Consider the following 24,618-nt stretch of genomic DNA (forward strand, 5'->3'; position numbering starts at 1 on the left):
ATTGCACTCTCTGCGGTCAGGCGCGCACGCGCACGTAGGAGCCGGGCGCTTCTTCGATGGAATTGAGCGGACCTCCGGCCTTGCGCGCCGGGATCCTGCGTTTGTCGAGCCGTTCGACCCAGCCCTGCCAATGCGGCCACCACGACCCGGCCGTTTCCTTCGCCTTACCCATCCAGGTCTCGAAGTCGCCCTTCGGCGCGCCTCCCGTCCAGTATTGATACTTGCTTCGGGCAGGAGGGTTGACGACACCGGCGATGTGCCCGGAGCCGGAGAGCACGAAGGTCACCTTGCCGCCGAAGCTGCTGCTGCCGAGGAAAACCGACTTTGCCGGCGCGATGTGGTCCTCTTTCGTCGCGAGATTGTAGATCGGAATCTTTACGTCGCCGAGGGAGACGCGGCGGCCGGCAAGCACCATCTCGCCCTTGGAGAGCCTGTTCTCGAGATAGCAGTTGCGCAGATAGAAAGAGTGGTTGGCCGCGGGCATTCGCGTTGAATCGGAGTTCCAGTAAAGCAGGTCGAAGGGCAGGGGATCCTGGCCCTTGAGGTAATTGTTGACGAAATAGGGCCAGATCAGTTCCGAAGCCCGGAGCATGTTGAAGGCAGACGCCATCTTCGAGCCTTCGAGGTAGCCGGTGGCGCTCATATTGGCTTCGAGGTGGCGGATCTGGTCGTCGTCCACGAAGACCTTGAGATCGCCGGCGTGGGTGAAATCCACCTGCGTGGTGAAGAGCGTCGCGGAGCGAATGCGGTCGTCGCCTTCCGCGGCATGGAGCGCCAGGGTGGCGGCGAGCAGCGTCCCGCCGACGCAATAGCCGATGGAATTGACTTCGCGTTCGCCGGTTGCCTGTTCGATAATATCAAGCGCGAAGCCTATGCCTTCGCGTGCATAGGCTTCCCAATCCTTGGAGGCATGGCGTTCGTCCGGGTTTACCCAGGAGATGACGAAGACCGTGTGGCCCTGGTCGACCGCCCATTTGATGAAGGACTTCTCCGGGTTGAGGTCCAGCACGTAGAATTTGTTGATCCAGGGCGGGCAAATGAGCAACGGCCGCTTCAGCACGGTCTCGGTGCTCGCCTCGTATTGCAGCACCTGGCAGACATCGTTCTGCGCGATCACCTTGCCCGGAGTGATCGCGATGTTCTCTCCGATGGCGAACTTGCTGGTGTCCGTCTGGCGGAGCCGAAGCTCGCCGCGCCCGGCGGCTATGTCTTCCGCCAACATCTGCATGCCTTTCACGAGATTGGCGCCGCTCGAAGCCACCGTTTCGCGATAGAGCTGCGGATTGGTCGTGATGAAGTTGGTCGGGGAAAGCGCGCTGGCAATCTGGCGAACGTAGAAGGCCGCCTTGTGGCGGGTATGATCGTCAAGGCCCTCGGCGTCCTTGACCATGCGCTCCGCCCAGTCTGAGGTGACGAAATAGGCCTGGCGGATGAAGTCGAAAAACGGATTCTTCACCCAGTCTTCGTCGGCGAAGCGCTTGTCGTTGCGCTGAAGGTTGGCCGGCTCCTCCACGGCCTCGCCGGCCATGCGGTGGAGCGTCCGCGACCACATATCGAAGAAGCTGCCGAGAAGATGAGTCTGGGCTTCGAGTGTTCGCCGAGGGTCGGAGAGCCAGTATTCCGAGACCTTGGAAAGCGTCTTGACCATATCGGAGACGGGCTCGGCGAAACTATCCGTCTTCTCGCCCGCTTCGCGCGGGGCGAGCCATGCAGAAGCGGCTTTTCCGAGCTGCTCTGCCGCACGAGCCATGTTGATGGCCAGGCTTTCGGGATCCTTGACGATGTAGGGCTCGACAGATTTCGGGTCGAAGCCGGCAAAGCCCGTAGCGCCCTCAGCCTTCTCTGCTGTCACCCGGCGTCCTCCACAGCATCTTGTTTGTTTTGTATTTTTACATTCTGCCCGAAAATGATTACAAGGGCTACTGCATGTTCCCGTGATCGTAGCCGGTCGAAGGACAAAAACATGCAGCAGATCAAAGTGCTACAGCGACCTTTGTGCGTCCCGGGAGACGCGCGGCGCTGTAGCGCATCGTTGCGCCGCAGAAACAGAGGTCATCGCCAGCATGCTTGCCGTCGGAAAACAGCGTTCGCTTTCTTGGATGTCCGCACTGATTCTCGCAGGCGTGCTCGCGGGCTGCAATTCGACGGCGGACCTTGCCACCTATCCTTCCGTTTACGGTGAAAAGCCCGCCGCCATGCAGCAGATGACCAATGAGGAGGCGCTGAACATGCAGGGGCAGTTGACCGCACTTGCCGGGCAGCGCCGGTCCGGCGCGATCTCCGAAGCCGAGTACCGGCGTCGCCTGAAGGAATTGCAGCTTCTGGCCGAGCAGCACGGTGCCGACACGCTGAAACAGATCGAGAATTAGCGCTTGCCTTTCTCGTGTTTTGGCCGCAAAGCGTTGAATGGCCGCGATGGCGGCCGTTCACCCCGCGCATGTCGAGCGAAGAGCCCAAGGGCTGCAAAGACGCGCGCCAAATGAGGTCTGGAGATGGAAGAGTTTCATAAAGTCCGGCGTTTGCCGCCCTACGTTTTCGAACAGGTCAACCGTTTGAAAGCGAGCGCGCGAGCGGCCGGTGCTGACATCATCGACCTCGGCATGGGCAATCCGGATCTTCCGACCCCGCAGTCAATCGTGGACAAGCTGTGCGAAGTCGTCCAGGACCCGCGGACGCATCGTTATTCGTCATCGAAGGGCATTCCCGGGCTGCGCCGTGCGCAGGCCGCCTATTATGCACGCCGCTTCGGCGTCAAGCTCAATCCCGAGACGCAGGTCGTCGCGACCCTCGGCTCCAAGGAAGGCTTCGCCAACATGGCGCAGGCCATTACCGCACCCGGCGACGTCGTCCTCTGCCCGAATCCGACCTATCCGATCCACGCCTTCGGATTCCTGATGGCAGGCGGCGTCATCCGCTCGATTTCGGTCGAGCCGGACGAGAGCTTCTTTCCGCCGCTCGAGCGTGCGGTCCGGCACTCGATCCCGAAGCCACTGGCGCTGATCCTCAACTACCCGTCCAATCCGACGGCGCAGGTCGCAACGCTCGATTTCTACAAGGATGTCATCGCCTTTGCGAAGAAGCACGACATCATCGTGCTGTCGGATCTCGCCTATTCGGAAATCTACTTCGACGACGCACCGCCGCCTTCGGTTCTGGAAGTGCCGGGTGCAACCGATGTGACCGTCGAATTCACGTCGATGTCGAAGACCTTCTCCATGCCCGGCTGGCGCATGGGCTTCGCCGTCGGCAACGAGCGACTGATCGCGGCGCTGACGCGCGTGAAGTCCTATCTGGACTATGGCGCATTCACCCCGATTCAGGTAGCTGCAACGCAGGCACTGAATGGTGACGGCAGCGATATCGCCGAGGTGCGCGCCATCTACAAGCGGCGCCGCGACGTCATGGTGGAAAGCTTCGGCAAGGCCGGTTTCGAGGTTCCGCCGCCGCCGGCGACGATGTTCGCCTGGGCGAAGATTCCCGAGAAGTTCCGCCATCTCGGCTCGCTCGAGTTCTCCAAGCTTCTCGTCGAGAAAGCGGATGTCGCCGTTGCTCCGGGCATCGGCTTCGGCGAGCAGGGGGACGACTATGTTCGTCTCGCTCTGGTGGAGAACGAACACCGGATCCGCCAGGCCGCGCGCAATATCAAGCGCTTCCTTTCTTCGGCGGACGAGACGATGCACAACGTCATCTCGCTCAACGCACATCGGTAAGGAGCCGGGCTGTGCCCGTTTCCGCACCCAAATTGCCCCGCCTGGTCTGGCGGGGCGCCTCTACGTGTTAGGAACTTGCTATGGCAGATGCCCTCAAAATCGGCATTGCGGGCTTGGGGACCGTCGGTGCCTCGCTCGTGCGGATTCTCCAGGATCGTCATGAGACGATGGCGACCACATGCGGCAGGGCGATCGAGATTACGGCCGTAGCGGCAAGAGACCGGGCGAAGGATCGGGGCGTGAAGCTCTCGGGCATCGCCTGGTTCGACGACGCAGTTTCCCTGGCGTCGGAAGCAGACATCGATGTCTTTGTCGAACTGATGGGCGGCGCCGGAGACCCGGCCTATTCTTGCGTGAAGGCGGCGCTCACCCGCGGCGTCCATGTAGTGACCGCCAATAAGGCGCTTCTTGCAGCACATGGTGTCGAACTGGCGGAAATTGCCGAGAAGCATGGCGCGCTTCTGAATTACGAAGCTGCGGTCGCCGGCGGCATTCCCGTCATCAAGGCGCTTCGCGAGTCGATGACCGGCAACACGATCTCGCGCGTCTACGGCATCATGAACGGCACATGCAATTACATCCTGACGAAGATGGAGAGGGAGGGTCTCTCCTTCGAGGAATGCCTCAAGGAGGCTCAGCGGCTCGGCTATGCCGAGGCCGATCCGGCCTTCGACATCGAGGGCAACGACACCGCGCACAAACTCTCGATCCTGACGAGCCTTGCCTTCGGCACCGCGATTGCTGCCGACGACATCTATCTCGAGGGCATCACCAACATCTCGATCGAAGATATCCAGGCGGCTTCCGACCTCGGTTACCGCATCAAGCTTCTCGGAGTCGCCCAGCGGACCGATAGCGGCATAGAGCAGCGCGTCCATCCGACCATGGTACCTCACGACACCGTCATCGCGCAGGTCGACGGGGTGACCAATGCGGTTGCGATCGAATCCGACATTCTTGGAGAGCTTCTGATGGTCGGCCCGGGTGCGGGCGGGGACGCGACCGCCTCGGCCGTGCTCGGCGATATCGCCGACATCGCCAAGAGCCGACCCGGCGCGCAGCACGTGCCGGCATTCGGCCGTCCGGCGAAGGCGCTGTTGCCCTATAAGCGCGCCCGGATGCAGAGCCATGAGGGCGGCTACTTCATCCGGTTGAAAGTGGTCGACCGCACGGGCGTCTTCGCCAATGTGGCGAAGCACATGGCGGAGAACGACATCTCGCTGGAATCGATCATGCAGCATTCCAAGCACTATGCCGACCCGGCCGAGCCGAAGACGATCATCCTCGTCACGCATGCGACATCAGAGGCTTCCGTGCGCAAGGCGATCGTCTCGATCAAGAGCGAGGGCTATCTCGTCGGCGAGCCGCAGGTTATCAGGATCGAGCGTCCGAAGGCCTGGTGACCGCGCATCCTCATCAAATCTGTTGAGAAGCCGCTGCGACCGGCGACTTGCGGGCCGAACTGCACCCCCGCCGGTTTTTCAGTGCCGAAATCTTCGCTAAGAACGGAGGGACTTCGGACGGGTAGACAGATGGACGTTTTGGCGGATCCGATCCAGCGGGCATTTCTCGGCGTTGAACGCTCGGTCAGCGGTCAGCGCTGGGTATCGCGCCTCGATCAGGCGGGCCAGAACCGTGCCCTGGCCATCAGTCAGATCCACGGCTATTCCGAACTCATCGCGCGCGTGCTTGCCGGGCGCGGCGTCGGACTGGACGACGCGTCGGCCTTCCTCGAGCCCACGTTGCGCGCACTGATGCCTGACCCCGACACCCTGACCGACGGCCGCAAGGCGGCCGAGCGGCTCGCGGATGCCATTCGTCGCCGCGAGAAGGTGGTGATCTTCGGGGATTACGATGTCGATGGTGCGGCCTCGTCCGCGCTCATGGCGCGTTTCCTGCGGCATTTCGATATCACCGCCGAGATCTATATTCCCGACCGCATTTTCGAGGGCTACGGTCCGAACCCGCAGGCGATCGATCAATTGATCGATCGGGGCGCCGAACTGATCGTCACGGTCGACTGCGGCTCGACGAGCCATGAAGCCCTGGCGGTGGCGGCAGAGCGCAGGACCGATGTCGTGGTCATCGACCACCATCAGGTCGGCTCGGTGCTGCCGCCGTGTCACGCCCTGGTGAATCCCAACCGGGAGGACGACCTGTCGGGGCAGGGCCATCTCTGCGCGGCGGGCGTCGTCTATCTTGTACTGGTCAATACATTGCGCGTGCTCCGCCTCAGGGGCGACCCGCGCGCGGCATCCTTCGACCTCCTGTCGCTGCTCGACCTGGTGGCGCTTGCGACCGTCTGCGACGTGGTGCCGCTCAAAGGCCTCAACCGGGCCTATGTCGTCAAGGGCCTGCTTGCTGCGCGGCACATGGGCAATGCGGGTCTCGCCGCACTCTTGCGCAAGGCGGCGATCGGCGGACCCGTGACGCCCTATCATCTCGGCTTCCTGCTTGGCCCGCGGATCAATGCCGGCGGGCGAATCGGCGACGCCGCGCTCGGCAGTCGTCTGCTGACCCTCGACGATGCCGCGGCGGCGGAAATCATCGCCACCCAGCTCGATGAACTCAATCGCGATCGCCAGGCGATGGAGGCGGCGATGCTTGCGGAGGCAGAAGCCGAGGTACTGGCGGAATACGGAACGGGCGAGGGCGCGTCGGTGATCGTCACTGCCCGACAGAACTGGCACCCTGGGATCGTCGGCCTCATCGCGGCACGCATCAAGGAGAAATTCCGCCGGCCGGCTTTTGCGATTGCGTTCGATCCGAACGGCCGCGGAACCGGATCCGGCCGTTCGATCAACGGTTTCGACATGGGGCGGCTCGTCCGTGCGGCCGTCGACAATGGCCTGCTGGTCAAAGGCGGGGGACATGCAATGGCCGCCGGGCTGACGGTCGAGCGCGGTAAGCTCGGCCAGCTTCGGCAATTCTTCGAAGAGCGCGCCGAAGCTGCCGTTCGCGATCTCGTCGCGGTCCAAACGCTCAAGGTCGATGGTGCACTGGCAGCGGCCGGGGCGACCCTCGACCTCGTCGATCTTCTCGACCAGGCGGGACCTTATGGCTCCGGCCATCCGCAGCCGCTCTTTGCCTTCCCGCAACATCGACTGCGCGATAGCCGCCAGGTCGGGGCCAACCACGTGAAGGTGACGCTCGAGGGGCAGGACGGCAGCCGCATGGAAGGCATTGCCTTTCGCGCGACGGAGACGCCGCTCGGCGATTTCCTGCTCGGCAACCGCGGCGCCACCGTTCATGTCGCGGGTTCCGTGTCAGCGGATCTGTGGCAGGGGACACGCAAGGTTCAACTGCGCGTGACGGACGCGGCGAAAGCGAATTAAACGCCGAGGCGGCGCCAACGGGTGTAGCCGAATCAGAGGCTTACGGACTTTTCTTAAAGACTTTGAAAAGGAATGGCACGCCCAACGGGAATCGAACCCGTGTTTCCGCCGTGAAAGGGCGGCGTCCTAGACCGCTAGACGATGGGCGCCTGCTGCAGCGATTTTGTGCGTCTGAAAGGCGCACGCGCTGTAAGACAAGGCGGCTTATAGAGAGCGCTTCGGATTCTCGCAAGAGACCGCGGGCGGTAATTTCGATTTTTCCTGGGAAAAGATCGGGTGCAGACGCAAGCGCTGTTCGGAAGCGAAATGATGCGCGCGCAGGGTGAGGAAATGGTACGCCCAACGGGACTCGAACCCGTGTTACCGCCGTGAGAGGGCGGCGTCCTGACCGCTAGACGATGGGCGCCTGCTGGTGACGATCAGCACCATACTATGAAAAAGATGAAATAGAAAAGAGGTGGAATGGCACGCCCAACGGGAATCGAACCCGTGTTTCCGCCGTGAAAGGGCGGCGTCCTAGACCGCTAGACGATGGGCGCCTGCTGCAGCAAGCCTGGTGCCTCTGAAAAGACGCAAGCCGCTGTAAGACAAGGCGGCTTATAGAGAGGGCATCGGATTCATGCAAGTGATCAGAGGCGATTATTTTGCTTTTTCGGCAAGAGATCCGCGCAGGTCAACTCGATCCTATGGTGACGCAAAGCAAAGACGTCCCATCCACATACAAGGCGAAGTATCCACAAGTATAAGAGGAGAAAATGGCACGCCCAACGGGAATCGAACCCGTGTTTCCGCCGTGAAAGGGCGGCGTCCTAGACCGCTAGACGATGGGCGCCTGCTGCAGCAACCTTTGTGCCTCTGAAAAGACGCAAGTCGCTGTAAGACGAGGCGGCTTATAGAGAGGGCTTCGGATTCCCGCAAGTGGCAGTTTTCATTTTTTCCGGGAAAAATCACTGCTGATCACGATGGGCCTTGTTAACAGGGAGCGATCGCCGATCAGCCTTTGCGACGGCGACAGCGCCAGTTCCAGTCGCGCTGGGGACCGATGTCGATATGGACGGAGTTGGTATGGCAGTAGGTGCCGACGCCGCCCCGGCCGGGAACGTTGCGCAGGAAATTCGCGAGCTCCCACTTGCTGACGCCCGCCACCTGGATGTCCGCCGCCTCGCAGCGCGTATGAAGGGACTGGCGCTTGCGGTTGACCTTGATGGCGCGCAGGCCCGATGTGACCATGACTTTGCGGCCGTAATGACCTTCGACCGTCTTCAGGATGTCGAGAAGCTGCGGTTTGAAACAGCCCGTTTCCACCTTCTCCGTTTGCAGGATGAGGCCGCTCGGCGTGAGTCGGGCAAGGCCCGAGAGGTTCGCCACTTCCACGGGCGCGTCGTCCTCGTCAGCCTCGTGCGCTTCGTGTTCCATGCTGAAAAGCGGGTTCATGTTGACGCCGGGCAGTGACGTATAGGCGAGGGAAGCGACCCGCGGCTGTCCTGCATTGCTTGCGGTAATCGTTTTCTTCTCGCCTGCCGGCACAGCGCGTGTCGATTCGGCCCGCGGCTTTTCCCTGCGTTTCGGCGCAAACAGGCTTGCGAGGGTCCAGGTCTTCTTCGTCTCTTGAGTCTCTTTCTCACCGTGGTCGGAGCCCGCCGGCTGGGTGGCATCCGCCGGCGTCCGCGAGGCGACTTCGACCGGCTGCAGGGCCGCTGCCGTCGCACCTGATAATGCGGCCTGCGCGCTCAAAGGCAACGGAACGGCCGCGGGCGTATCGCTTTCGCCGGTGGCTGCCGGAGTTGCAGCAGCAATCGCTTCGTTTGTCGCGGGAGCTTCGCCTGCCGCGCCCTGTTGCGGTTGAATCACCGGTTGAGCCTCGGACTGTCCGTTGCTGAAGAGACTGTTGGCCTTGGCATTCATCGTCGGCGATGCGACGGCCGACGGTGCTGCCGTCGGCTGGCTGCTTGGGTCCGGCCGCGCCTCGGCGGACGGTCCTGCCGGCGATTGCCCGTAGATGCTCGATGTTGTCGCGCGCAGCGCAGTGCCCTGCATGGCCAGACCGGGCTGCATGGCGGCGCTGTTGTGGCCCGCTTCACCGTCGGGCACCTGCGCCGTCGCGCCGGCACCAGCTACTTGCTCATCCTGCATCGTCCCCTCGGATGCGCCCGGCGCTGCTTCCGCCACCTGTCGGGAATTGAGCGGGCTGATCGTCTCATTGTCGGCGACTGCCGACACACAGCCAGCCAGTGCCAGAAGCGATACGGAAAATGCTGCGGCGCGTCCGATCGTCAGGAGACTGTATCCTGGTTCCAGATGTTGCAACGCCTTTTCCCCGCTCTCCGTGCATGCGGGTTGCTTTGCACCGCGCACACAACACGTTCCGATTCCGGATACGCTCCGGAACGGCACAACAATTTCACGCGGAGGGCGCTAGGCTCCCCACGGGAAAGGTCAGGCAAGTATAGGGCTATCCCCGCAAGTGACGACGAAGCAGAGCCCCGTTTCAACGTCTGCGCGGCAAGGTAATGAACGCCGCGTGTTTTGTAAACCTGCACCAACCTATTTCAGCTTCGCAAAATAAGCCCGGCAGTAGCCGGGCCTGAAGATCATCCGCTGTTCTATTGATCCTCTTGCGCCGACCGGTGCCGCGCCGCTCGGCAGGGCCGGCGACGGCTGACGATTAGCCGGTGGCAATTGTGCGAGGCTTACCAGACACCCGTATTGGCCATCGAAGCCCAGGGTTCCTGAGCCGGCAGGTGTTCGCCTTTCTGGAGGATTTCGATCGAGATGCCGTCCGGCGACCGGACGAAGGCCATGTGGCCGTCGCGCGGCGGTCGATTGATCGTAACGCCGTTGTCCATCAGATCCCTGCAGAACGCGTAGATGTCGTCGACCTCATAGGCGAGGTGGCCAAAATTCCGCCCGCCGGCATATTCCTCGGAATCCCAATTATAGGTGAGTTCCAGGCAGGGCGCGGCTTCCCCCTTGGCGCGGTCGAGATCGCCAGGCGCCGCGAGAAAAACGAGCGTGAAGCGGCCTTTCTCGTTGTCGTATCGGCGGATCTCCTGGAGCCCGAAAAGCTTGCAATAGAAATGAAGAGCCTGGTCGAGGTCTTTGACGCGAACCATCGTATGCAGATACCGCATTGGAGAATATCCCTGTTTGGTGGAAGATGGCGTATAGTGGGGCGACGGCAAGCCAGACGCAAGGCTGCATGCCTATAAACGTCTCAGGTCAAAATATGTCGAGGGGCTTGCACACGCGCAGCGGGACGATGTTATTCTGGCCCATAAGAATCAGTTAACCGTATCGAAGTGTTGCGCGTAACGAGGGGCTGCGAGAATGGCTGACAGGACATCTTCGAAAGACGTCATCCATAATGGCGAATTCGGTAACGACGCCCTTGATCTCATCGAAATTACCGGGGTCATAAAGTGGTTCGACGTTGCCAAGGGATTCGGCTTCATCGTTCCGGACAACGGCATGCAGGACGTTTTGCTGCATGTGACCTGCCTCAGACGCGACGGATATCAGACCGTTCTGGAGGGTGCCCGGGTCGTCGCTCTCATTCAGAAGCGGGATCGTGGCTACCAGGCCTTCCGCATCCTCTCGATGGACCAATCGACGGCCGTTCACCCCTCCCAGCTGCCACCGGTCAGAACGCATGTTCAAGTCACACCGACGAGCGGCCTCGAACGTGTGCTCGTGAAGTGGTTCAACCGAACCAAGGGATTCGGCTTCCTGACGCGCGGGGAGGGCACCGAAGACATTTTCGTGCATATGGAAACGCTGCGCCGCTTTGGCCTGACGGAGCTGAGGCCCGGCCAAGTGGTGCTCTGCCGCTTCGGGGACGGAGAAAAGGGCCTGATGGCTGCGGAAATCCATCCCGACGGGCCGACGCCGACCACGCGGTCGCACTGATGCCCGGAGTCGTCGGCATAGCTGCAAGAAGCGCCCTGACGGCGCTTTTTTTGTTGTCGCTGCTCGTCGCCTCGGCCATGGCCGAGGTTTCCTTTGCCAAGGAGCGGGTGCGGCTGATAACGGCGAGCGGACGCACGCATGACCTTACTGTCGAGCTCGCGACCCAACCGGATCAGCGGGAGCAGGGGCTGATGTATCGCCGGCAGATGGCGCCGGATCACGGCATGCTGTTCGATTTCGGCGAGACGCGGCCGGTGATGATGTGGATGAAGAACACCTATCTGCCGCTCGACATGCTCTTCATCGCGCGTGACGGCGTCATCCGTACCATTCACGAGAACGCGGTTCCGCATTCCGAAGCCATTATCGATTCCAGGGAACCGGTGGCCTACGTGCTCGAGCTTAACGCCGGAACCGTGAAGCGACTCGGCATCAGCCCCGGGGACAGGCTCGAAGGTGCGGGACTTCCGGCCGCGGAGCGGGCGAACTGAAGCATCCGCCGGCTCCGCGCCAGCCTCGAAATTTGCTGTTGCAGCCGCAGGGCGAAGCGTGTATCTCCGCCTTCGTGGTGCGGAGTGTAGCGCAGTCTGGTAGCGCATCTGGTTTGGGACCAGAGGGTCGGGAGTTCGAATCTCTCCACTCCGACCATCCAATCACGTGAAAACATTGATCTCTTGGTCAACGGGAGCTGTTAAGAACAATGTCCGCGAAGATCTATCGCCCCGCAAAGACAGCAATGCAGTCCGGCAAGGCCAAGACGCATCTGTGGGTGCTGGAGTTCGATCAGGAAAGACCGCGCACGATCGACCCGATCATGGGCTACACGAGTTCCGCCGACACCCGGCAGCAGGTTCGCCTGACCTTCGAAAGTGCTGAGCAGGCGATCGCCTATGCCGAGCGCAACGGCATCGAGTATCGCGTGATCGCGCCCAAGGATGCGGCTCGCAAGAATGTTTCCTATTCGGACAATTTCCGTTTCAACCGGATGCAGCCCTGGACCCATTGAGGCTCACGTGCTGAGACGGCCCCTTAGCTCAGCTGGATAGAGCACCTGCCTTCTAAGCAGGTTGTCGCAGGTTCGAGTCCTGCAGGGGTCGCCAAACCACCCTCTAAGTCATTGATTCTAGTTCAGGTGCGACCGGTCGGGGTCATAGGTGTGACCTGCATTCTGTTCGCAAGGCGTTCCGAGGCTGCCTTGGCGCTTTTTTTCCGCTTCTTTCGTGTAGATCTCGGCCATTGCGAGCCGAGCCCAGCCATACATCGCCATCAACTCATGAGCCGTCGCGCTCTCGTCGGCGGCTATAGGACACTGTCCCCAAATCAGGACTGGCCATATCAACCAAGTGGTCTAGTCCATCCGCCCGAATGGTCTCTTTCGGTTTGAGGCCTTAGAAGCTTGGCAGGTAGCGCTATGCTTACTCACGTCGTGAGAGCGCTCTGCCGTAGCCCACCCGAAGGAGATGAAATGCTTTTACGCGGAACAAGCTTGGCCGACATCATCCGGGGTCTTTTTGGCAACAACGAGATTTGGGGTTATGCAGGCGACGATCATCTCTACGGCGGGCAGGGCGATGATAAGCTCTACGGTGGCGATGGCCACGATAATGTCGAGGGCGGCGCCGGCAACGACTATCTCTACGGCGGTCTCGGCGACGATAAACTCTACGGTGGCGATGGGAACGACTATATCGAGGGCGGCGCTGGGAATGACTATGCCGAAGGCGGCGATGGCGACGATCGATTCAAAGGTGGGGCTGGGAACGACACGTTCTTTGGCGGACGAGGAAACGACATTGCCGATGGTGGAGATGGCAACGACACGTTGCATGGCGGTGAAGGCCATGACCACTTTTTGGGTGGCCGTGGTAACGATGTAATCTACGGTGGCAATGGCGAAGAGTATATCGATGCTGGTGATGGTGACGACATCATCTTCGCTGGCGCGGGAAATGACGGCTTCAATAACCGCGTGAACCCCGCAACTGGGAAATTGACGCAGCAGGCGGTCAGCGGCGGCGCAGGCAATGACATAATCTATGGCGAAAGCGGCGATGACGCTCTTAAGGGCCAGTCGGGGAACGACCGTATGTATGGCGGGAGCGGAAACGACTTCGTCGATGGCGGTAACGGTGACAATTACCTGGATGGCGGCGACGGCGATGATGTGTTGGATTCGGAAGGGGGAACCGATGAGGCATATGGCGGTAGAGGCAATGACAGAATTTCCGTGGGGGCGGGCAACGATCGGGCGTTCGGGGATGACGGAGATGACATTCTGACAGGCGGCGCCGGCGACGATGATCTGCGTGGCGGCAACGATCATGATCGCCTGGTCGGCGGGGCGGGAAATGACACCCTCTATGGAGACGCTGGCGAAGACACAATCTCTGGCGACGGAGGAAGGGACGTACTCTGGGGCGGAGCCGACGCCGACCGCTTTGTCTTTCGAGGGCCGACGGTATTGACTGATCGGGATTCGGTGATGGACTTTCAGGATGGTCTCGACATGTTTGTCATCGAGAAGCTTGGGGTTAAATTGTATTCCAATACTGGGGCGGCAGGTACGATCTACGCGTACGATACCGCTGGCGGTGACGTGCTGGTGAAGGGCTTTGATTCCGGTGGACGCGAGTTTTCAATTCTCGTTGACGATCAGAACGGCGTTATCACCGCTACCAGTTTCTCGAGGGCAGACTTCATCTTCGCATAAGCACTCAAAAGGGGTGCCGCCAAAGCGGCCCTCTTTCGATCCCGTCTGTGACGCATCCTGGATTTCTCCAGCATTGACAGGGTCCCCGCCGAAGTTCGTTTACGGCAACGAGAATGGCTGGATAGCTGGGCTCTCTAACAATCCGTCCGATTGCAAGGGCGCGTGACCTGTCACGCACTACGTTCGGCCCGGATCATGAGCAGGAATGCGGCCAGATCGCGCCATCTGATGAAACGAGGTGCGAGCTCGCATGCCTCAGCCGTCGGCTGCGGCTCGCGGACTTCGACGATACGAAATCCGGCATCAGCGACGCCGTTGAGATATTCGCCGATAGTGCGGGGAAAGCGTGGCACCTCAAACGGCACGACGTCATCGTCGCTCGGACGGTCGCCAAAGCGCCATTTTTCGACGAAATCGGTTCGGTCGAAATAGCGCGACACCACCAGCCCCGTCGCCCTCCCGTCGCCCTCCTTCTGCCATCGCAAGCCGGGAGTAATGAAACAGGGGTGCAGGATGCTGAAGGCGACAAACCCTCCGGGGCGCAGCAACCTGAATGCCTCCCGCATGGCGGCTGGGAAGTCCGGCCCATCCATCAATGCCATGGTTGAGACGACGGCATCGAAGGAGGCATCCTCGAAACCGGTGTTCTGGCTATAAGATTTAATCGCGTAGTGGATGCCGAGCGGCTGCTGCTCTTCAATAGCGCGAGCATGGCGGATCATCTGCTCCGAAAGATCGATGCCGGTCATGCGAGCGCCCATTGCGGCGAACCGTCTCGTATTGGAAGCTTCGCCGCAGCCGAAGTCGATCACGTCCAAGCCGCTGATTGAGGGAAGGAAGTCCAGGAATGCCGGGAGCGTGAATAGGTCTCGATAGGTATCGTAACCCTGTCGAACATCATGTGCCCATTGATCGGCATTGTCGTTCCATCGGGCCGCAACGTCCGCCTCCGATAACTGGGTCACGCTGTGCTCCTTTTTGGGGATACGATTTGTCCATGTTTGTTTCGAGCGAGCCGGCAACAGTATGATACTACGTCCACCGCTGAGAAGAGGACCAAATGAGCGACGACAAGATCATCAAATTTGAGCGCCGGAAATCGAAGCCGCAGCCGAGAGCGGTCGCTCCAGTGCGGCGAAAGGCGCTTACCTGGCTTGCCGTTATAGCCGGGCTGGTCCTGGTGTGGGCGTACTACCAATTCATCGCGCCGCCGAGCATGCCATAAGTGGCTCTTCGTTGGGGCAGGCTTCGACCTCATCCGGTCACAAAGGAAGCCGACGGCCCGGCGACCCTGCTTCGAAATCAGCCCAATCATCGCTACCCGAATGGGTGGGTTAACACCCCGGCAATCGGAGCGTATTCTTTGTAAGACGGCATCTACATTCCATGCCGCCATCCTTTTGGGAGGATGCCATGGCTAGACTTCTGACTGCCATGTTCGTCGCGTTGGGCATTTGCCTCTTTTCGCTCGCCTCTGCCAAGGCCGACCCCGGCGACGACGTAAAGGCCGCCTACTCGGCGTGGGACGCAGCATTCAACAATGCGGACGCAAAAGCCATCGCGGCGTTCTACACGGACGACGCTATTTTCTTGCCTGCCACCCATGACGTGATCAAGGGGCCTGCCGGCGTCGAGAAATTCTTTGGCGGAATCTTCGGCATGGGCGTGACGGGTCACAAGCTTGAATTGATCGAGGCGCAAGGCGAGGGCAACCTGCTGATCGGCACAGCGAAATGGTCGGCCAAGGGCAAAGACGCCAAAGGTGCCGATCAGCCATGGGCTGGGGTGGCAACCCATGTCTTTGAGAAACAGGCAGACGGCAGCCTGAAACTCAGAGTGCACACCTTCAACTGACAGATCCACGTCTCCCGGGAAGCCAAGAGGGATCGTGAACTATCCTGCAAATGGCCTTCGGCTTCTTTGGGGCCGCCGGCAGCCACGACGGGTTCCGACCGCCGGGGCGATGATCGACCCGGTAGGCGGCGCCTCCGGGTCCCGCTCGACGGCAAGTATGCTCATCACGATAGAGATGAGCACGAGTATGAGCACCAGAAAGGCGAGTCCCGCTTTATCCATCCCCCATCATGGCAAGCTGAATGCGAGCAAACCGGGGCAAACATCGACGAAGAAGGTCACCGATGCCTGTCACGGTTAATTTTATTTGAATCAGGCCTGTTCCCGCGCAACCGGGCATCTCGACACCGGACGGTACACAGTTTTCCCGCGAATGCTCCGGACGGCTGCGTTCCGTCCGGCCGATCGTGCCACCCGCGGCATTCGGGAATGCAGCGTCAGTTTTCAGTATCTCCGCCTTGTCGCCGCAGCTGGGTACCTGACGCTCTTCCAGCAGTTGCGCGAAAAGCACGGCCGAGCAAATCTCTCCTGGCAGGGCCCTGGCCTTAGGCTGCCGCGCTCCGCGCCTCGTGCAATGCCGCCCGAACATGAACGTGGTGGCGCAAAATGAGCGCATAGATCGCCGCGTAAATGCCGATCACGATCACGCCCACCCATTCGATCCTGAACGGCGTGAACTGGTAGGCCATTACCAGGCCAAGCTGAAGAAGGAAGTGCAGCGGATAGTATGCTCTCGCGCCGAGCCGCGACTTCGTCCAGCCGAGGTTGAGGCCGTAGAGACGGATCAGGGAGTCGAGCGAATTCACGACGAAGATGATGCCGACCGTGACCATGAACCAGTTCAACCAGGTCGGAATGACGATCTGCTGCTGGAAATAGATGTAAAGCACCGCGAACCACACTGCCAAGGGGATCGAAGGCAGGAGGACCATTGCAACCGCCAGCCGCCATGTCCTCAGCCCTCCGACGAACATGGAAACGAACTGGCCGATCATGATGCTCCAGGAGAACCACCAGAAGAGGTAGAACTCGTGATATTCTGTGATCGGACTGACGAAGCGGTTCAAGTTGGCAAAATAGTCCGACAGCAGGCCCACATTCGATACGAGCCCGCTGAGGCCTGTATTGCTGTAGAAAAAGGCTGCTGCCAAAAGGGCCGCGAGAGCCAGGGTCACGAACATCCATGTCGAGGTGACCGCCAGCCACTTCATGAAATTGACGTTGCTGCTGGAATAGACGGACGCCGCGATGACGGCGACGACGATAGCCCAGCGCGCCGGCATCGAGATCCCCTCGATATAGCTCGGCAAGGCCGTGAGGAAGAGATAGCAGGTGAACGCGCATGTCGCGATGACCGTGAGATTGTAGACCCATTTGACGGCCGCGATCTCGAAGATCTTGAGTCGCGGTTCGAGCACCACGAAATAGAAGGCCGAGAGGAAGTACATCATCCAGACCAATGGTCCCCACATGCCGAACTCGATGGCGAGCGGATTGGTGAAGCCATAGGCGCTATCGGCCGCATAGGCGGGAAACTCGGTCAGGGGGAGCATGACCAGGCCCATATCGAGACCAGCCGTGAACAGCAGCGCCACGAAGGTGTATATGCCGACGGGAGTTTGCCCGCGGCAGTAGACATTGCCCCAGCGGACGATCACGAAGACGGCGCTGAGAAGGACCGCCGCATAGGCGGTGCTGATGATGTAGCTCACGGCAGATCTCCCCCTCTTGTCGTCCCGCCGCATCCGATCGGCGGGAGCGGCATGAGGCCACAAGCATGGCGGTTTCAAATGTCCACGAACGACGCGGCGCTAATCGTGAACGACGCGCACCGTGGCCGTTTCGAGCCGCAAGCGATCAAAAATGGCCCTGAAAGTCCGCAATTCGAGAGGCTCACCGGAGACGTGTCAAATCCACAGGACGGTTGTTGATGATCGCTTCCATCGAAAAAAAGCCCGTCACCGTGGCGAGGTCGAAATTTGTGATGAGCTTCTGATAAAAGGCGTCATAGCCGGACATGCCTCTGGTGACGACTTTGATCAGGTAGTCCCATTCTCCGCCGATGCGGTAAAAGTCGATCACTTCGGGAAGTCTCTCGACATGTGCCCTGAAGCCGTCGCTCCACTCCTTGGAGTGATGTCGGGTGCGAATCATCACGAACACGATGAGATCGAGGCCCAACGCGCCGATATCTATATCGCTATGGGACCCGCGGATCATTCCGATCGAGTGAAGCCGCTGAAGACGGCGCCAACAGGCATTTTGCGACAGCCCTACCTTCTCCGCCAGCTCGCGCTGCGAGAGGTTCGAATCCTTTTGCAGAGCCGCGAGGATCTTCAGATCGAATCCATCGACTTTGGCTTGAGACTCGATCATGTGACACAAAATCCGGGAGGAACTGCAGAAAATAGGTGAACATTTCGACGGTGCGGCAGAATACAATCGATGTCAACATTCAAGCCTCGGGAGGTGATCGTGCAAGCTGTCCGCCATGAGCCGAAAGATAACGTCACGCCTCTCGAGCGGTTTCGCCGAGGGCTGGACCGCGGCGATCTTATAAACTTCCTGCGGGATGATCTGGTCGGGGCCACGTCGCGGATCGAAGGCCCCTACGGCATCAGGAACCTGATCTATGCCGACTATGTTGCATCCGGACGGGCGCTTGGAACGGTTGAACGCTTCATCCTCGAGGAAGTCCTGCCATTTTACGCCAATAGCCATACCGAGGCTTCCTACTGCGGCGGGTTCATGACCCGCATGCGAAGGGAGGCGCGGGCGTTGATCGCCGAGTGCTGCGGAGCGGACGAGAGGCATGCGGTCATCTTTACCGGATCCGGCGCGACTTCGGGGCTGAACCGCCTCGTCAAACTGTTCGGCGTCACCGAAGCGATCGCGGCAGGGAAGACCGTGCGGGTCATCATCGGTCCGTATGAGCACCACTCCAACATACTTCCCTGGCGCGAAAGCGGTGCGGAAATCGTCGAGCTGACCGAATCGCCCGAGGGCGGCCCGGACCTTTTCCTTCTGGATCAGGCTCTGCGAAGCGGATCTTGCGACCTGACCATCTGTACATTGTCCGCGGCCTCGAACATCACGGGAATCACCAGCGACGTCGCCGCGATTACCGACTTGGTGAAATCGGCCGGGGCCAAGATGATCTGGGACTATGCAGGTGCCGGACCCTATGTACCGATTTCGGTGTCGCCGAGCGGTTCTGCGGAGATCGACGCCATCGTTCTCTCGCCGCACAAGTTCATCGGCGGCCCGGGCGCTTCCGGCATTTTGATCGTTCGGCGCGACGGTCTGGCCACGAGCAAACCCTCCTGGCCGGGCGGCGGAACGGTGAAATTCGTCTCGCCGGAGACGCACGACTACAGCGACAGCCTCGAAGCGCGCGAAGAGGCGGGGACACCGAACGTCGTCGGCGACATCCGGGCGGCCCTCGCCTTTGTCGTCAAGCACGCCATCGGATTGGAGGAAATGGCGCGGCGCAATCGCCAGCTTACGGTTCGTGCCTTTTCCGCATGGAAGGATGTCCCGCAATTGGAGATACTTGGTCTTCCGGCGCTGGACCGGCTACCGATTTTTTCCTTCCGTATCCGCGACGGCAAAGGGGGGTATATGCACCAGCAACTCGTTACTCGCATGCTGAGCGACCGGTTCGGCATTCAGGCCCGTGGCGGTTGCGCCTGCGCCGGGCCCTATGTTCACAGGCTGCTGTCGATCGATGCGCAGCAGTCAGAGCAGATGCGCCAAGCCATTCTCGCCGGCGACGAAATAAAGAAGCCCGGCTTCACGCGGCTGAATTTCAGCGTTCTGCTCTCGGACGAAAAGGTGAAATTCATCCTCGATTCCGTCGCGAAACTGGCTGCCGACGCTCCTGCGTTCGAACGGGATTACGACTTCGATCCGGCACGTGCGATATTCTTCCCTCGTGTAGCGGCCGAGAAGGGAAGGGCACATGCACAGGCCTGATGTAGCCGCCTTTTACGACGCGGCCACGTGCAGCATTCAGTATGTCGTGGCCGACCCCGAAACGGGAAAATGCGCGATCATCGATCCGGTGCTCGACTTCGATCAGAAATCGGGTTCCACCGCGACGACGAACGCCGACGCCATTCTCGATCATGTGGCCAAGCAGGGTTTGAGTGTCGAATGGATACTGGACACCCATCCGCATGCGGATCATTTCTCGGCGGCACGCTACCTCAAGGATCGAACGGGGGCGCCCACTGCCATCGGCGAGCACGTGAAAAGCGTGCAGCAGATCTGGAAACAGATCTACAATTGGCCGGATTTCGTTTGTGACGGTTCGCAATGGGATCGGCTGTTTCGCGACGGCGATATGTTCGAACTCGGGAATCTCGAAGCCCGCGTACTGCACTCGCCTGGGCATACGCTGGCGTCGATCAGCTATATCATCGGCGATGCGGCCTTCATTCACGACACGTTGTTCATGCCTGACAGCGGGTCCGCCCGCGCGGATTTTCCCGGCGGCAGCGCCGAGAGCCTGTGGAACTCGATCGAGGCCATTCTTGCCCTTCCGGGCGAGACCCGCCTCTTCACCGGACATGACTATCGGCCAGGCGGCCGTGAAGCTCTGTGGGAAAGTACGGTGGCGGAACAGAAAGCCAATAATACGCATGTCGCCGGAAAAACACGGGCGGATTTCGTCAATCTGCGGGAGGCGCGCGACAGGACCTTACCGATGCCCAAGCTGATTCTGCATGCCCTGCAGGTCAATATTCGCGGCGGAGAACTGCCGGTCGCAGAGGATAATGGCCGCCGCTACCTCAAGATACCGCTGAACGCCTTTCCCGGTGCCGTCTGGGAATGACGAGGACAGGGACGGCCTTCGTCCGCCGCAAACCGGGCGAAGGGGACCCGCGGCAGGGCTCCACACGCGGGTGCTCGATCCGTGCAAATGCGGTGGCGAGGCGATTCGCACCAGGCGACCACGGGGCTTACGCTTGTTCCGCGACGGCACGATGAGGTTCACATTATGGACCTCGCTGCACGAGGAATATATCTCATATTCAACGGTTTAGTTCAGCGTGTTGCTTGATGGTTTCCTTTCACCTACAAAATGGACCTGATCGAACGTTTGCTTTGGAGGGCGACGGACGATCTGGAATGTCGATCCGATGCATCCATTTTCTTCGGACGACACCTCCGGGAGGAGCTTTGACGTCGTTCATCCCGCCGCGATTCGCGCGGCTGGCGCGCAAGGCGATCGAACGGTTCGTAAGGGAGGAAGCCGATGACCACCACGACGGAGGGCGTGTCCGAATTCGCCGTGCTCGCCGAGACGATGGAGGCCCGGCCGGGTTCGCGGCTGATGCGCCCCGTCGAAGCGCTATCCGCCGCTCTGCTTGTGGCGATCATCGCCATGCTGCTCTCCGGCGTAGCCTTTCGCTACGGCCTGTCGAGACCGATCGTCTGGATCGATGAAGCCGCATCCATCGCCTTCCTGTGGCTGGCCATGCTCGGTTCGGCGATTGCGATCGACCGTTGCGAGCATCTGCGGCTGACCATTCTTCTCAATGCCCTCGGCGAAAGGGCCCGGCAGTTCACCGAAACGCTCGGCATGGTCGCTATCATGGCGTTCCTTCTCGTCCTGCTGCCGGCAGCTTACACCTATGCCGCTGGCGAAATGGACATCACTTCGTCGGCCTTGAACATCCCGGCGGGCTATCGTGCCGCGGCCATTGCAGTCGGCATGGTCCTGATGGTGCTGCTGGCCGTCGCTCAACTGATCAGAACCGCCAAGCCGTTCGACGTGGTGCTGGCCGTGGCAGTCGTGCTCGCGGTCGCTTTGGTGCTCTGGTTGCTGACGCCTGCGCTCAGCTCGTTCGGCAACGGCAACATTCTGATCTTTCTCGTCGGCGGTGCTGCCATCTGCCTCGCGATGGGCGTTCCGATCGCCTTCTGCTTCGGCATCGCGACGCTTCTGTTTCTCGCCTTCACGACGTCGATGCCTCTGGTCGTCATGATCGGCCGCATGGACGAGGGGATGTCCAGCCTCATTCTGCTGTCGGTCCCGGTCTTCGTGCTTCTCGGCTGCATTCTGGACGCGACCGGAATGGGCAAGGCGATCGTAGATTTCCTCGCCTCCATGCTCGGCCACGTCAAGGCCGGCATGTCCTACGTTCTGTTGGGCTCGCTCTTTCTCGTGTCCGGCATTTCCGGGTCGAAAGTCTCGGACATGGCGACGGTTGCCCCGGCGCTGTTTCCGGAGATGAAGCGCCGGGGCCACAAGCCGAAGGAGATGATAGCGCTGCTCGCGACCGGGGCCGCCATGGCCGACACCGTACCGCCGAGCATCGTGCTGATCGTTCTCGGCTCGGTGGCCGGCGTTTCGATCGCCGCTCTGTTTACCAGCGGTTTTGCCATCGCTCTCGTGTTGCTGGTCGCGCTTGCCGCGCTTGCACGCATCAAGGCCGCCCGAGAAAATGTCGACGGCGTCGTGCGCCCGTCGCTGAAACACATCGGCGGCACGGCGTTGATCGCGGCGCCGGCCCTGGTACTGCCGTTCATCATCCGCAGCGCGGTCGCGAGCGGCGCGGCGACCGCGACTGAGGTCTCCACCATCGCGGTCGTCTACGCCTTCATCATCGGCACTGTCCTTTATGGCGGCATCGGCATGCGCCGGACCTACAGGATGCTGGTCGAGACCGCCGCGATGAGCGGTGCGATCCTTCTGATCCTCGGTACCGCCGCGGCGATGGCCTGGGCGCTCACCCAGACCGGGTTCGCCTTCGAGCTCACCGATATGATGAGCGGCCTGCCGGGTGGATGGTTCACCTTCATGCTGGTCTCGATCGCCCTGTTCATGCTGCTCGGCTGCGTGCTCGAAGGCCTCCCTGCGATCGTGCTCCTGGCGCCGATCATGTTTCCGATCGCGCGTGCGATGGGGATCCATGACGTCCACTATTCCATGGTCATCGTCACCGCGATGAACGTCGGACTGATGGCACCGCCGATCGGCATCGGCTTCTACATCGCCTGCAAGATCGGCAACGTTTCGCCCGACGAAGCCATGGGAGCGATCTGGCCCTATATCGGCGCGATGGTGCTTGGCCTCTTGTTGATCGCCGCCGTGCCCTGGTTCTCGCTCGCATTGCTGTGAGCCTGCCATCCCATATTCATCATCGACGATCAGGAGGAGAACAGAGCGATGAAAATAACCCGTAGAACGATGCTGCTCGGCACTGGAGCAGTTGCGCTTGGGGCTTCGATCCGCACCAAGGCCCATGCCGCGGACTTCACCTATAAGCTGGCAAACAACCTGCCGGTCACCCATCCGCTCAACATTCGCCTGAAGGAAGCCGCCGACAAGATCCTGGAGGAGACGGGCGGCCGCCTGAAAATCAACATCTTCCCGAGCAGTCAGCTCGGCAACGACACCGAAACGCTTTCGCAGCTTCGCAACGGCGCAACCGAGTTCTTCTCGCTCTCGCCGCTGATTCTCTCGACCCTGGTGCCCAACGCCGCCATCAGCGGCATCGGCTTCGCCTTCCCCGACTACGACACGGTCTGGAAGGCGATGGACGGAGAGCTGGGCGCCTATGCGCGCGGCGAAATCGAGAAGAAGGGCCTCGTGCCCATGGAGAAGATCTGGGACAACGGCTTTCGCCAGATCACCAGTTCGACCAAGCCGATCAACACCCCGGAGGACCTCAAGGGGTTCAAGATCCGCGTTCCGCCGAGCCCGCTCTGGCAATCCATGTTCACCGCCTTCGGGGCTGCACCGACCACGATCAATTTCGCGGAAGTCTACACGGCGCTCAGCACCGGCACCGTCGACGGCCAGGAAAACCCACTGGCAATCGCCTCGACCGCCAAGCTCTACGAGGTGCAGAAACATTGCGCCATGACCAACCATATGTGGGACGGTTTCTGGATGCTGGCGAACAAGCAGGCCTGGGAAACACTGCCGGAAGACATAAGGGAGATTGCGGCCAAACATCTCAACGAGTCGGCCATCGCACAGCGCACCGATACCGCCAAGGTGAACGACACGGTACGCGAGCAGCTCACCCAGAGTGGCATGACATTCACCGACCCGGACAAGGCAGCTTTCCGGGAGACGCTGAGATCGGCGGGTTTCTACGCCGAATGGAAGGGAAAATTCGGCGACGAGGCCTGGGCCATTCTCGAAAAGGCCGTAGGCACCAGCCTCGGCTGACCACCTGAGCACGACGAGGCGGGCGGCCGTTCACCCGGCCGTTCGCCGACCGATGCAGCGACGCGGCGCGTTCTTCCACGAGCGCATGGCGCCTTCCGAGGTTTCGAATTGGCAGACCGTCTCAAGGGAAAATCGGCAATCGTCTTCGGTGCGGGTTCCTCCGGCCCCGGCTGGGGTAATGGCAAGGCTGCCGCCGTGCTTTATGCGCGTGAGGGCGCCAAGGTCGTCTGTGTCGACGTCGACAGGGAGGCAGCCGAGGAAACGGCGGCAATCATCGCGGCGGAAGGCGGCCAGGCCCTAGCCGTCGCCGCAGACGTCACCGCTCTCGCATCTGTCGAAGCGGCGGTGGCGGCCGCACGGCAGGCATTCGGTACCATTTCCATTCTGCACAACAATGTCGGCGTCACGCATATGGGTGGACCGGTCGAGTTGTCGGAAGCACAGTTCCAGCAATCCGTGGATCTCAATCTCGGCTCGGTGTTCCGCACCGCCAAGGCTGTCATCCCGCACATGATCGAAGCCGGCGGTGGCGCCGTCGTCAACATCTCGTCGCTCGCCGGCATCCGGTGGACCGGCTATCCCTATTTCGCCTATTACGCGACGAAGGCGGCGGTCAACCAGGCGACGGTCGCGATCGCGGCTCAATATGCGCAGCACGGAATCCGCGCGAACTGTGTCGTCCCCGGCTTGATCGACACGCCTCTGATCTACAAGCAGATCTCCTCGCAATACGCCTCCGCCGAGGAAATGGTGGCAGCCCGCAACGCGGCGCTTCCGGGCGGGCGCATGGGCGATGCCTGGGATGTCGCCAATGCAGCGCTTTTCCTTGCCTCCGACGAAGCGAAATTCATTACTGGCGTTTGTCTGCCGGTCGATGGCGGCCAGAGCTGCACGATCATGGGGGTCCACTGAAAC

At 60.9% G+C, this 24,618-nt stretch carries 21 protein-coding genes and 6 tRNA genes; 17 read left to right on the top strand and 10 right to left on the bottom strand.

Annotated elements, in window-relative coordinates; genetic code table 11:
- Nucleotides 1–16: 16 nt before the first annotated feature.
- Nucleotides 17–1,852: a poly(3-hydroxyalkanoate) polymerase subunit PhaC gene (gene phaC, locus CN933_RS04835; protein ID WP_018095036.1), complete on the bottom strand. Its 1,836-nt coding sequence runs from the start codon at nt 1,850–1,852 to the stop codon at nt 17–19.
- A gap of 211 nt (nt 1,853–2,063) precedes the next feature.
- On the opposite strand from phaC, the gene CN933_RS04840 reads away from it, so the two are divergent.
- From CN933_RS04840 to recJ, 4 genes are all read left to right on the top strand, one after another.
- Nucleotides 2,064–2,369, top strand: coding sequence for an SHOCT domain-containing protein (locus tag CN933_RS04840; RefSeq protein WP_180980693.1), 306 nt, complete (start codon nt 2,064–2,066; stop codon nt 2,367–2,369).
- Nucleotides 2,370–2,492: 123 nt separating this feature from the next.
- The gene (locus CN933_RS04845; RefSeq protein ID WP_010969423.1) at nt 2,493–3,710 is read left to right on the top strand and encodes an LL-diaminopimelate aminotransferase; all 1,218 of its coding nucleotides are present in this window, start codon (nt 2,493–2,495) and stop codon (nt 3,708–3,710) included.
- Between the two features lie 80 nt (nt 3,711–3,790).
- The gene (locus CN933_RS04850) at nt 3,791–5,113 is read left to right on the top strand and encodes a homoserine dehydrogenase (protein ID WP_018095034.1); all 1,323 of its coding nucleotides are present in this window, start codon (nt 3,791–3,793) and stop codon (nt 5,111–5,113) included.
- 129 nt (nt 5,114–5,242) lie between these two features.
- Nucleotides 5,243–7,045, top strand: coding sequence for a single-stranded-DNA-specific exonuclease RecJ (gene recJ / locus CN933_RS04855; protein ID WP_018095033.1), 1,803 nt, complete (start codon nt 5,243–5,245; stop codon nt 7,043–7,045).
- Nucleotides 7,046–7,118: 73 nt separating this feature from the next.
- Here the strand turns inward: recJ and CN933_RS04860 are convergent.
- The 6 genes from CN933_RS04860 to CN933_RS04885 form a co-directional block, all read right to left on the bottom strand.
- Nucleotides 7,119–7,194, bottom strand: a tRNA-Glu gene (locus tag CN933_RS04860).
- A gap of 182 nt (nt 7,195–7,376) precedes the next feature.
- Nucleotides 7,377–7,451 (bottom strand) — tRNA-Glu (locus CN933_RS04865).
- Between the two features lie 57 nt (nt 7,452–7,508).
- Nucleotides 7,509–7,584 (bottom strand) — tRNA-Glu (locus CN933_RS04870).
- A 217-nt stretch (nt 7,585–7,801) separates the two neighbouring features.
- Nucleotides 7,802–7,877 (bottom strand) — tRNA-Glu (locus CN933_RS04875).
- 161 nt (nt 7,878–8,038) lie between these two features.
- Nucleotides 8,039–9,352, bottom strand: a complete 1,314-nt coding sequence (locus tag CN933_RS04880) for a YcbK family protein (RefSeq protein ID WP_018095032.1) — start codon at nt 9,350–9,352, stop codon at nt 8,039–8,041.
- A 383-nt stretch (nt 9,353–9,735) separates the two neighbouring features.
- Nucleotides 9,736–10,176, bottom strand: coding sequence for a VOC family protein (locus CN933_RS04885; RefSeq protein WP_018095031.1), 441 nt, complete (start codon nt 10,174–10,176; stop codon nt 9,736–9,738).
- A 196-nt stretch (nt 10,177–10,372) separates the two neighbouring features.
- On the opposite strand from CN933_RS04885, the gene CN933_RS04890 reads away from it, so the two are divergent.
- From CN933_RS04890 to CN933_RS04915, 6 genes are all read left to right on the top strand, one after another.
- Complete coding sequence (locus tag CN933_RS04890; RefSeq protein WP_003530922.1) at nt 10,373–10,951, top strand: cold-shock protein; 579 nt, start codon at nt 10,373–10,375, stop codon at nt 10,949–10,951.
- Nucleotides 10,951–11,442 carry a DUF192 domain-containing protein gene (locus tag CN933_RS04895; protein WP_018095030.1) on the top strand — a complete coding sequence of 164 codons (492 nt, stop codon included), beginning with the start codon at nt 10,951–10,953 and terminating at the stop codon, nt 11,440–11,442. The genes CN933_RS04890 and CN933_RS04895 overlap by 1 nt, the downstream gene beginning before the upstream one ends.
- Nucleotides 11,443–11,522: 80 nt before the next feature.
- A tRNA-Pro gene (locus tag CN933_RS04900) sits at nt 11,523–11,599 on the top strand.
- 52 nt (nt 11,600–11,651) lie between these two features.
- On the top strand, nt 11,652–11,957 hold the full coding sequence (locus tag CN933_RS04905) for an ETC complex I subunit (RefSeq protein ID WP_003530925.1): 306 nt from the start codon (nt 11,652–11,654) through the stop codon (nt 11,955–11,957).
- A gap of 17 nt (nt 11,958–11,974) precedes the next feature.
- Nucleotides 11,975–12,051, top strand: a tRNA-Arg gene (locus CN933_RS04910).
- Between the two features lie 365 nt (nt 12,052–12,416).
- The gene (locus CN933_RS04915; RefSeq protein WP_018095028.1) at nt 12,417–13,661 is read left to right on the top strand and encodes a calcium-binding protein; all 1,245 of its coding nucleotides are present in this window, start codon (nt 12,417–12,419) and stop codon (nt 13,659–13,661) included.
- Between the two features lie 170 nt (nt 13,662–13,831).
- Here CN933_RS04915 and CN933_RS04920 read toward each other — a convergent pair whose 3' ends face one another.
- Nucleotides 13,832–14,626: a class I SAM-dependent methyltransferase gene (locus CN933_RS04920; RefSeq protein ID WP_018095027.1), complete on the bottom strand. Its 795-nt coding sequence runs from the start codon at nt 14,624–14,626 to the stop codon at nt 13,832–13,834.
- A 95-nt stretch (nt 14,627–14,721) separates the two neighbouring features.
- Between CN933_RS04920 and CN933_RS04925 the strand changes: the two genes are divergently transcribed.
- Nucleotides 14,722–14,886 (top strand): hypothetical protein, encoded by a 165-nt coding sequence (locus tag CN933_RS04925; RefSeq protein WP_018095026.1) that lies wholly within the window; start codon nt 14,722–14,724, stop codon nt 14,884–14,886.
- Between the two features lie 188 nt (nt 14,887–15,074).
- Entirely contained in the window at nt 15,075–15,515 is a 441-nt protein-coding gene (locus CN933_RS04930; protein ID WP_018095025.1) for a YybH family protein, read from the top strand.
- Between the two features lie 545 nt (nt 15,516–16,060).
- Here the strand turns inward: CN933_RS04930 and CN933_RS04940 are convergent.
- Both CN933_RS04940 and CN933_RS04945 read right to left on the bottom strand, forming a co-directional pair.
- Nucleotides 16,061–17,227 carry a choline transporter gene (locus CN933_RS04940; RefSeq protein WP_018095024.1) on the bottom strand — a complete coding sequence of 389 codons (1,167 nt, stop codon included), beginning with the start codon at nt 17,225–17,227 and terminating at the stop codon, nt 16,061–16,063.
- Between the two features lie 181 nt (nt 17,228–17,408).
- Nucleotides 17,409–17,891, bottom strand: a complete 483-nt coding sequence (locus tag CN933_RS04945; protein ID WP_018095023.1) for an Lrp/AsnC family transcriptional regulator — start codon at nt 17,889–17,891, stop codon at nt 17,409–17,411.
- Nucleotides 17,892–17,990: 99 nt separating this feature from the next.
- Between CN933_RS04945 and CN933_RS04950 the strand changes: the two genes are divergently transcribed.
- The 5 genes from CN933_RS04950 (at nt 17,991) to CN933_RS04970 (ending at nt 24,615) form a co-directional block, all read left to right on the top strand.
- Nucleotides 17,991–19,490, top strand: coding sequence for an aminotransferase class V-fold PLP-dependent enzyme (locus CN933_RS04950; RefSeq protein ID WP_026168600.1), 1,500 nt, complete (start codon nt 17,991–17,993; stop codon nt 19,488–19,490).
- Nucleotides 19,477–20,352, top strand: coding sequence for an MBL fold metallo-hydrolase (locus CN933_RS04955; RefSeq protein WP_018095021.1), 876 nt, complete (start codon nt 19,477–19,479; stop codon nt 20,350–20,352). Before CN933_RS04950 ends, CN933_RS04955 begins: the two co-directional genes overlap by 14 nt.
- A gap of 423 nt (nt 20,353–20,775) precedes the next feature.
- Nucleotides 20,776–22,644 (top strand): TRAP transporter large permease, encoded by a 1,869-nt coding sequence (locus CN933_RS04960; protein WP_018095020.1) that lies wholly within the window; start codon nt 20,776–20,778, stop codon nt 22,642–22,644.
- Between the two features lie 48 nt (nt 22,645–22,692).
- Entirely contained in the window at nt 22,693–23,703 is a 1,011-nt protein-coding gene (locus tag CN933_RS04965) for a TRAP transporter substrate-binding protein (protein WP_018095019.1), read from the top strand.
- A 108-nt stretch (nt 23,704–23,811) separates the two neighbouring features.
- On the top strand, nt 23,812–24,615 hold the full coding sequence (locus CN933_RS04970) for an SDR family NAD(P)-dependent oxidoreductase (RefSeq protein WP_018095018.1): 804 nt from the start codon (nt 23,812–23,814) through the stop codon (nt 24,613–24,615).
- The last annotated feature ends 3 nt before the right edge of the window (nt 24,616–24,618 follow it).

Source organism: Sinorhizobium sp. M4_45, assembly GCF_002885915.1.
In the GTDB taxonomy this organism is placed as follows: Bacteria; Pseudomonadota; Alphaproteobacteria; order Rhizobiales; family Rhizobiaceae; genus Sinorhizobium; species Sinorhizobium meliloti_A.

What these genes read in the sequence shown, in the direction of transcription:
- CN933_RS04845 (WP_010969423.1), top strand. Translation starts at nt 2,493, where the DNA reads ATGGAAGAGTTTCATAAAGTCCGGCGTTTGCCGCCCTACGTTTTCGAA.
- CN933_RS04895 (WP_018095030.1), top strand. Translation starts at nt 10,951, where the DNA reads ATGCCCGGAGTCGTCGGCATAGCTGCAAGAAGCGCCCTGACGGCGCTT.
- CN933_RS04960 (WP_018095020.1), top strand. Translation starts at nt 20,776, where the DNA reads ATGACCACCACGACGGAGGGCGTGTCCGAATTCGCCGTGCTCGCCGAG.
- CN933_RS04850 (WP_018095034.1), top strand. Translation starts at nt 3,791, where the DNA reads ATGGCAGATGCCCTCAAAATCGGCATTGCGGGCTTGGGGACCGTCGGT.
- CN933_RS04905 (WP_003530925.1), top strand. Translation starts at nt 11,652, where the DNA reads ATGTCCGCGAAGATCTATCGCCCCGCAAAGACAGCAATGCAGTCCGGC.
- CN933_RS04925 (WP_018095026.1), top strand. Translation starts at nt 14,722, where the DNA reads ATGAGCGACGACAAGATCATCAAATTTGAGCGCCGGAAATCGAAGCCG.
- CN933_RS04915 (WP_018095028.1), top strand. Translation starts at nt 12,417, where the DNA reads ATGCTTTTACGCGGAACAAGCTTGGCCGACATCATCCGGGGTCTTTTT.
- CN933_RS04955 (WP_018095021.1), top strand. Translation starts at nt 19,477, where the DNA reads ATGCACAGGCCTGATGTAGCCGCCTTTTACGACGCGGCCACGTGCAGC.
- CN933_RS04885 (WP_018095031.1), bottom strand. Translation starts at nt 10,176, where the DNA reads ATGCGGTATCTGCATACGATGGTTCGCGTCAAAGACCTCGACCAGGCT.
- CN933_RS04965 (WP_018095019.1), top strand. Translation starts at nt 22,693, where the DNA reads ATGAAAATAACCCGTAGAACGATGCTGCTCGGCACTGGAGCAGTTGCG.
- CN933_RS04945 (WP_018095023.1), bottom strand. Translation starts at nt 17,891, where the DNA reads ATGATCGAGTCTCAAGCCAAAGTCGATGGATTCGATCTGAAGATCCTC.
- CN933_RS04840 (WP_180980693.1), top strand. Translation starts at nt 2,064, where the DNA reads ATGCTTGCCGTCGGAAAACAGCGTTCGCTTTCTTGGATGTCCGCACTG.
- CN933_RS04890 (WP_003530922.1), top strand. Translation starts at nt 10,373, where the DNA reads ATGGCTGACAGGACATCTTCGAAAGACGTCATCCATAATGGCGAATTC.
- recJ (WP_018095033.1), top strand. Translation starts at nt 5,243, where the DNA reads ATGGACGTTTTGGCGGATCCGATCCAGCGGGCATTTCTCGGCGTTGAA.
- CN933_RS04930 (WP_018095025.1), top strand. Translation starts at nt 15,075, where the DNA reads ATGGCTAGACTTCTGACTGCCATGTTCGTCGCGTTGGGCATTTGCCTC.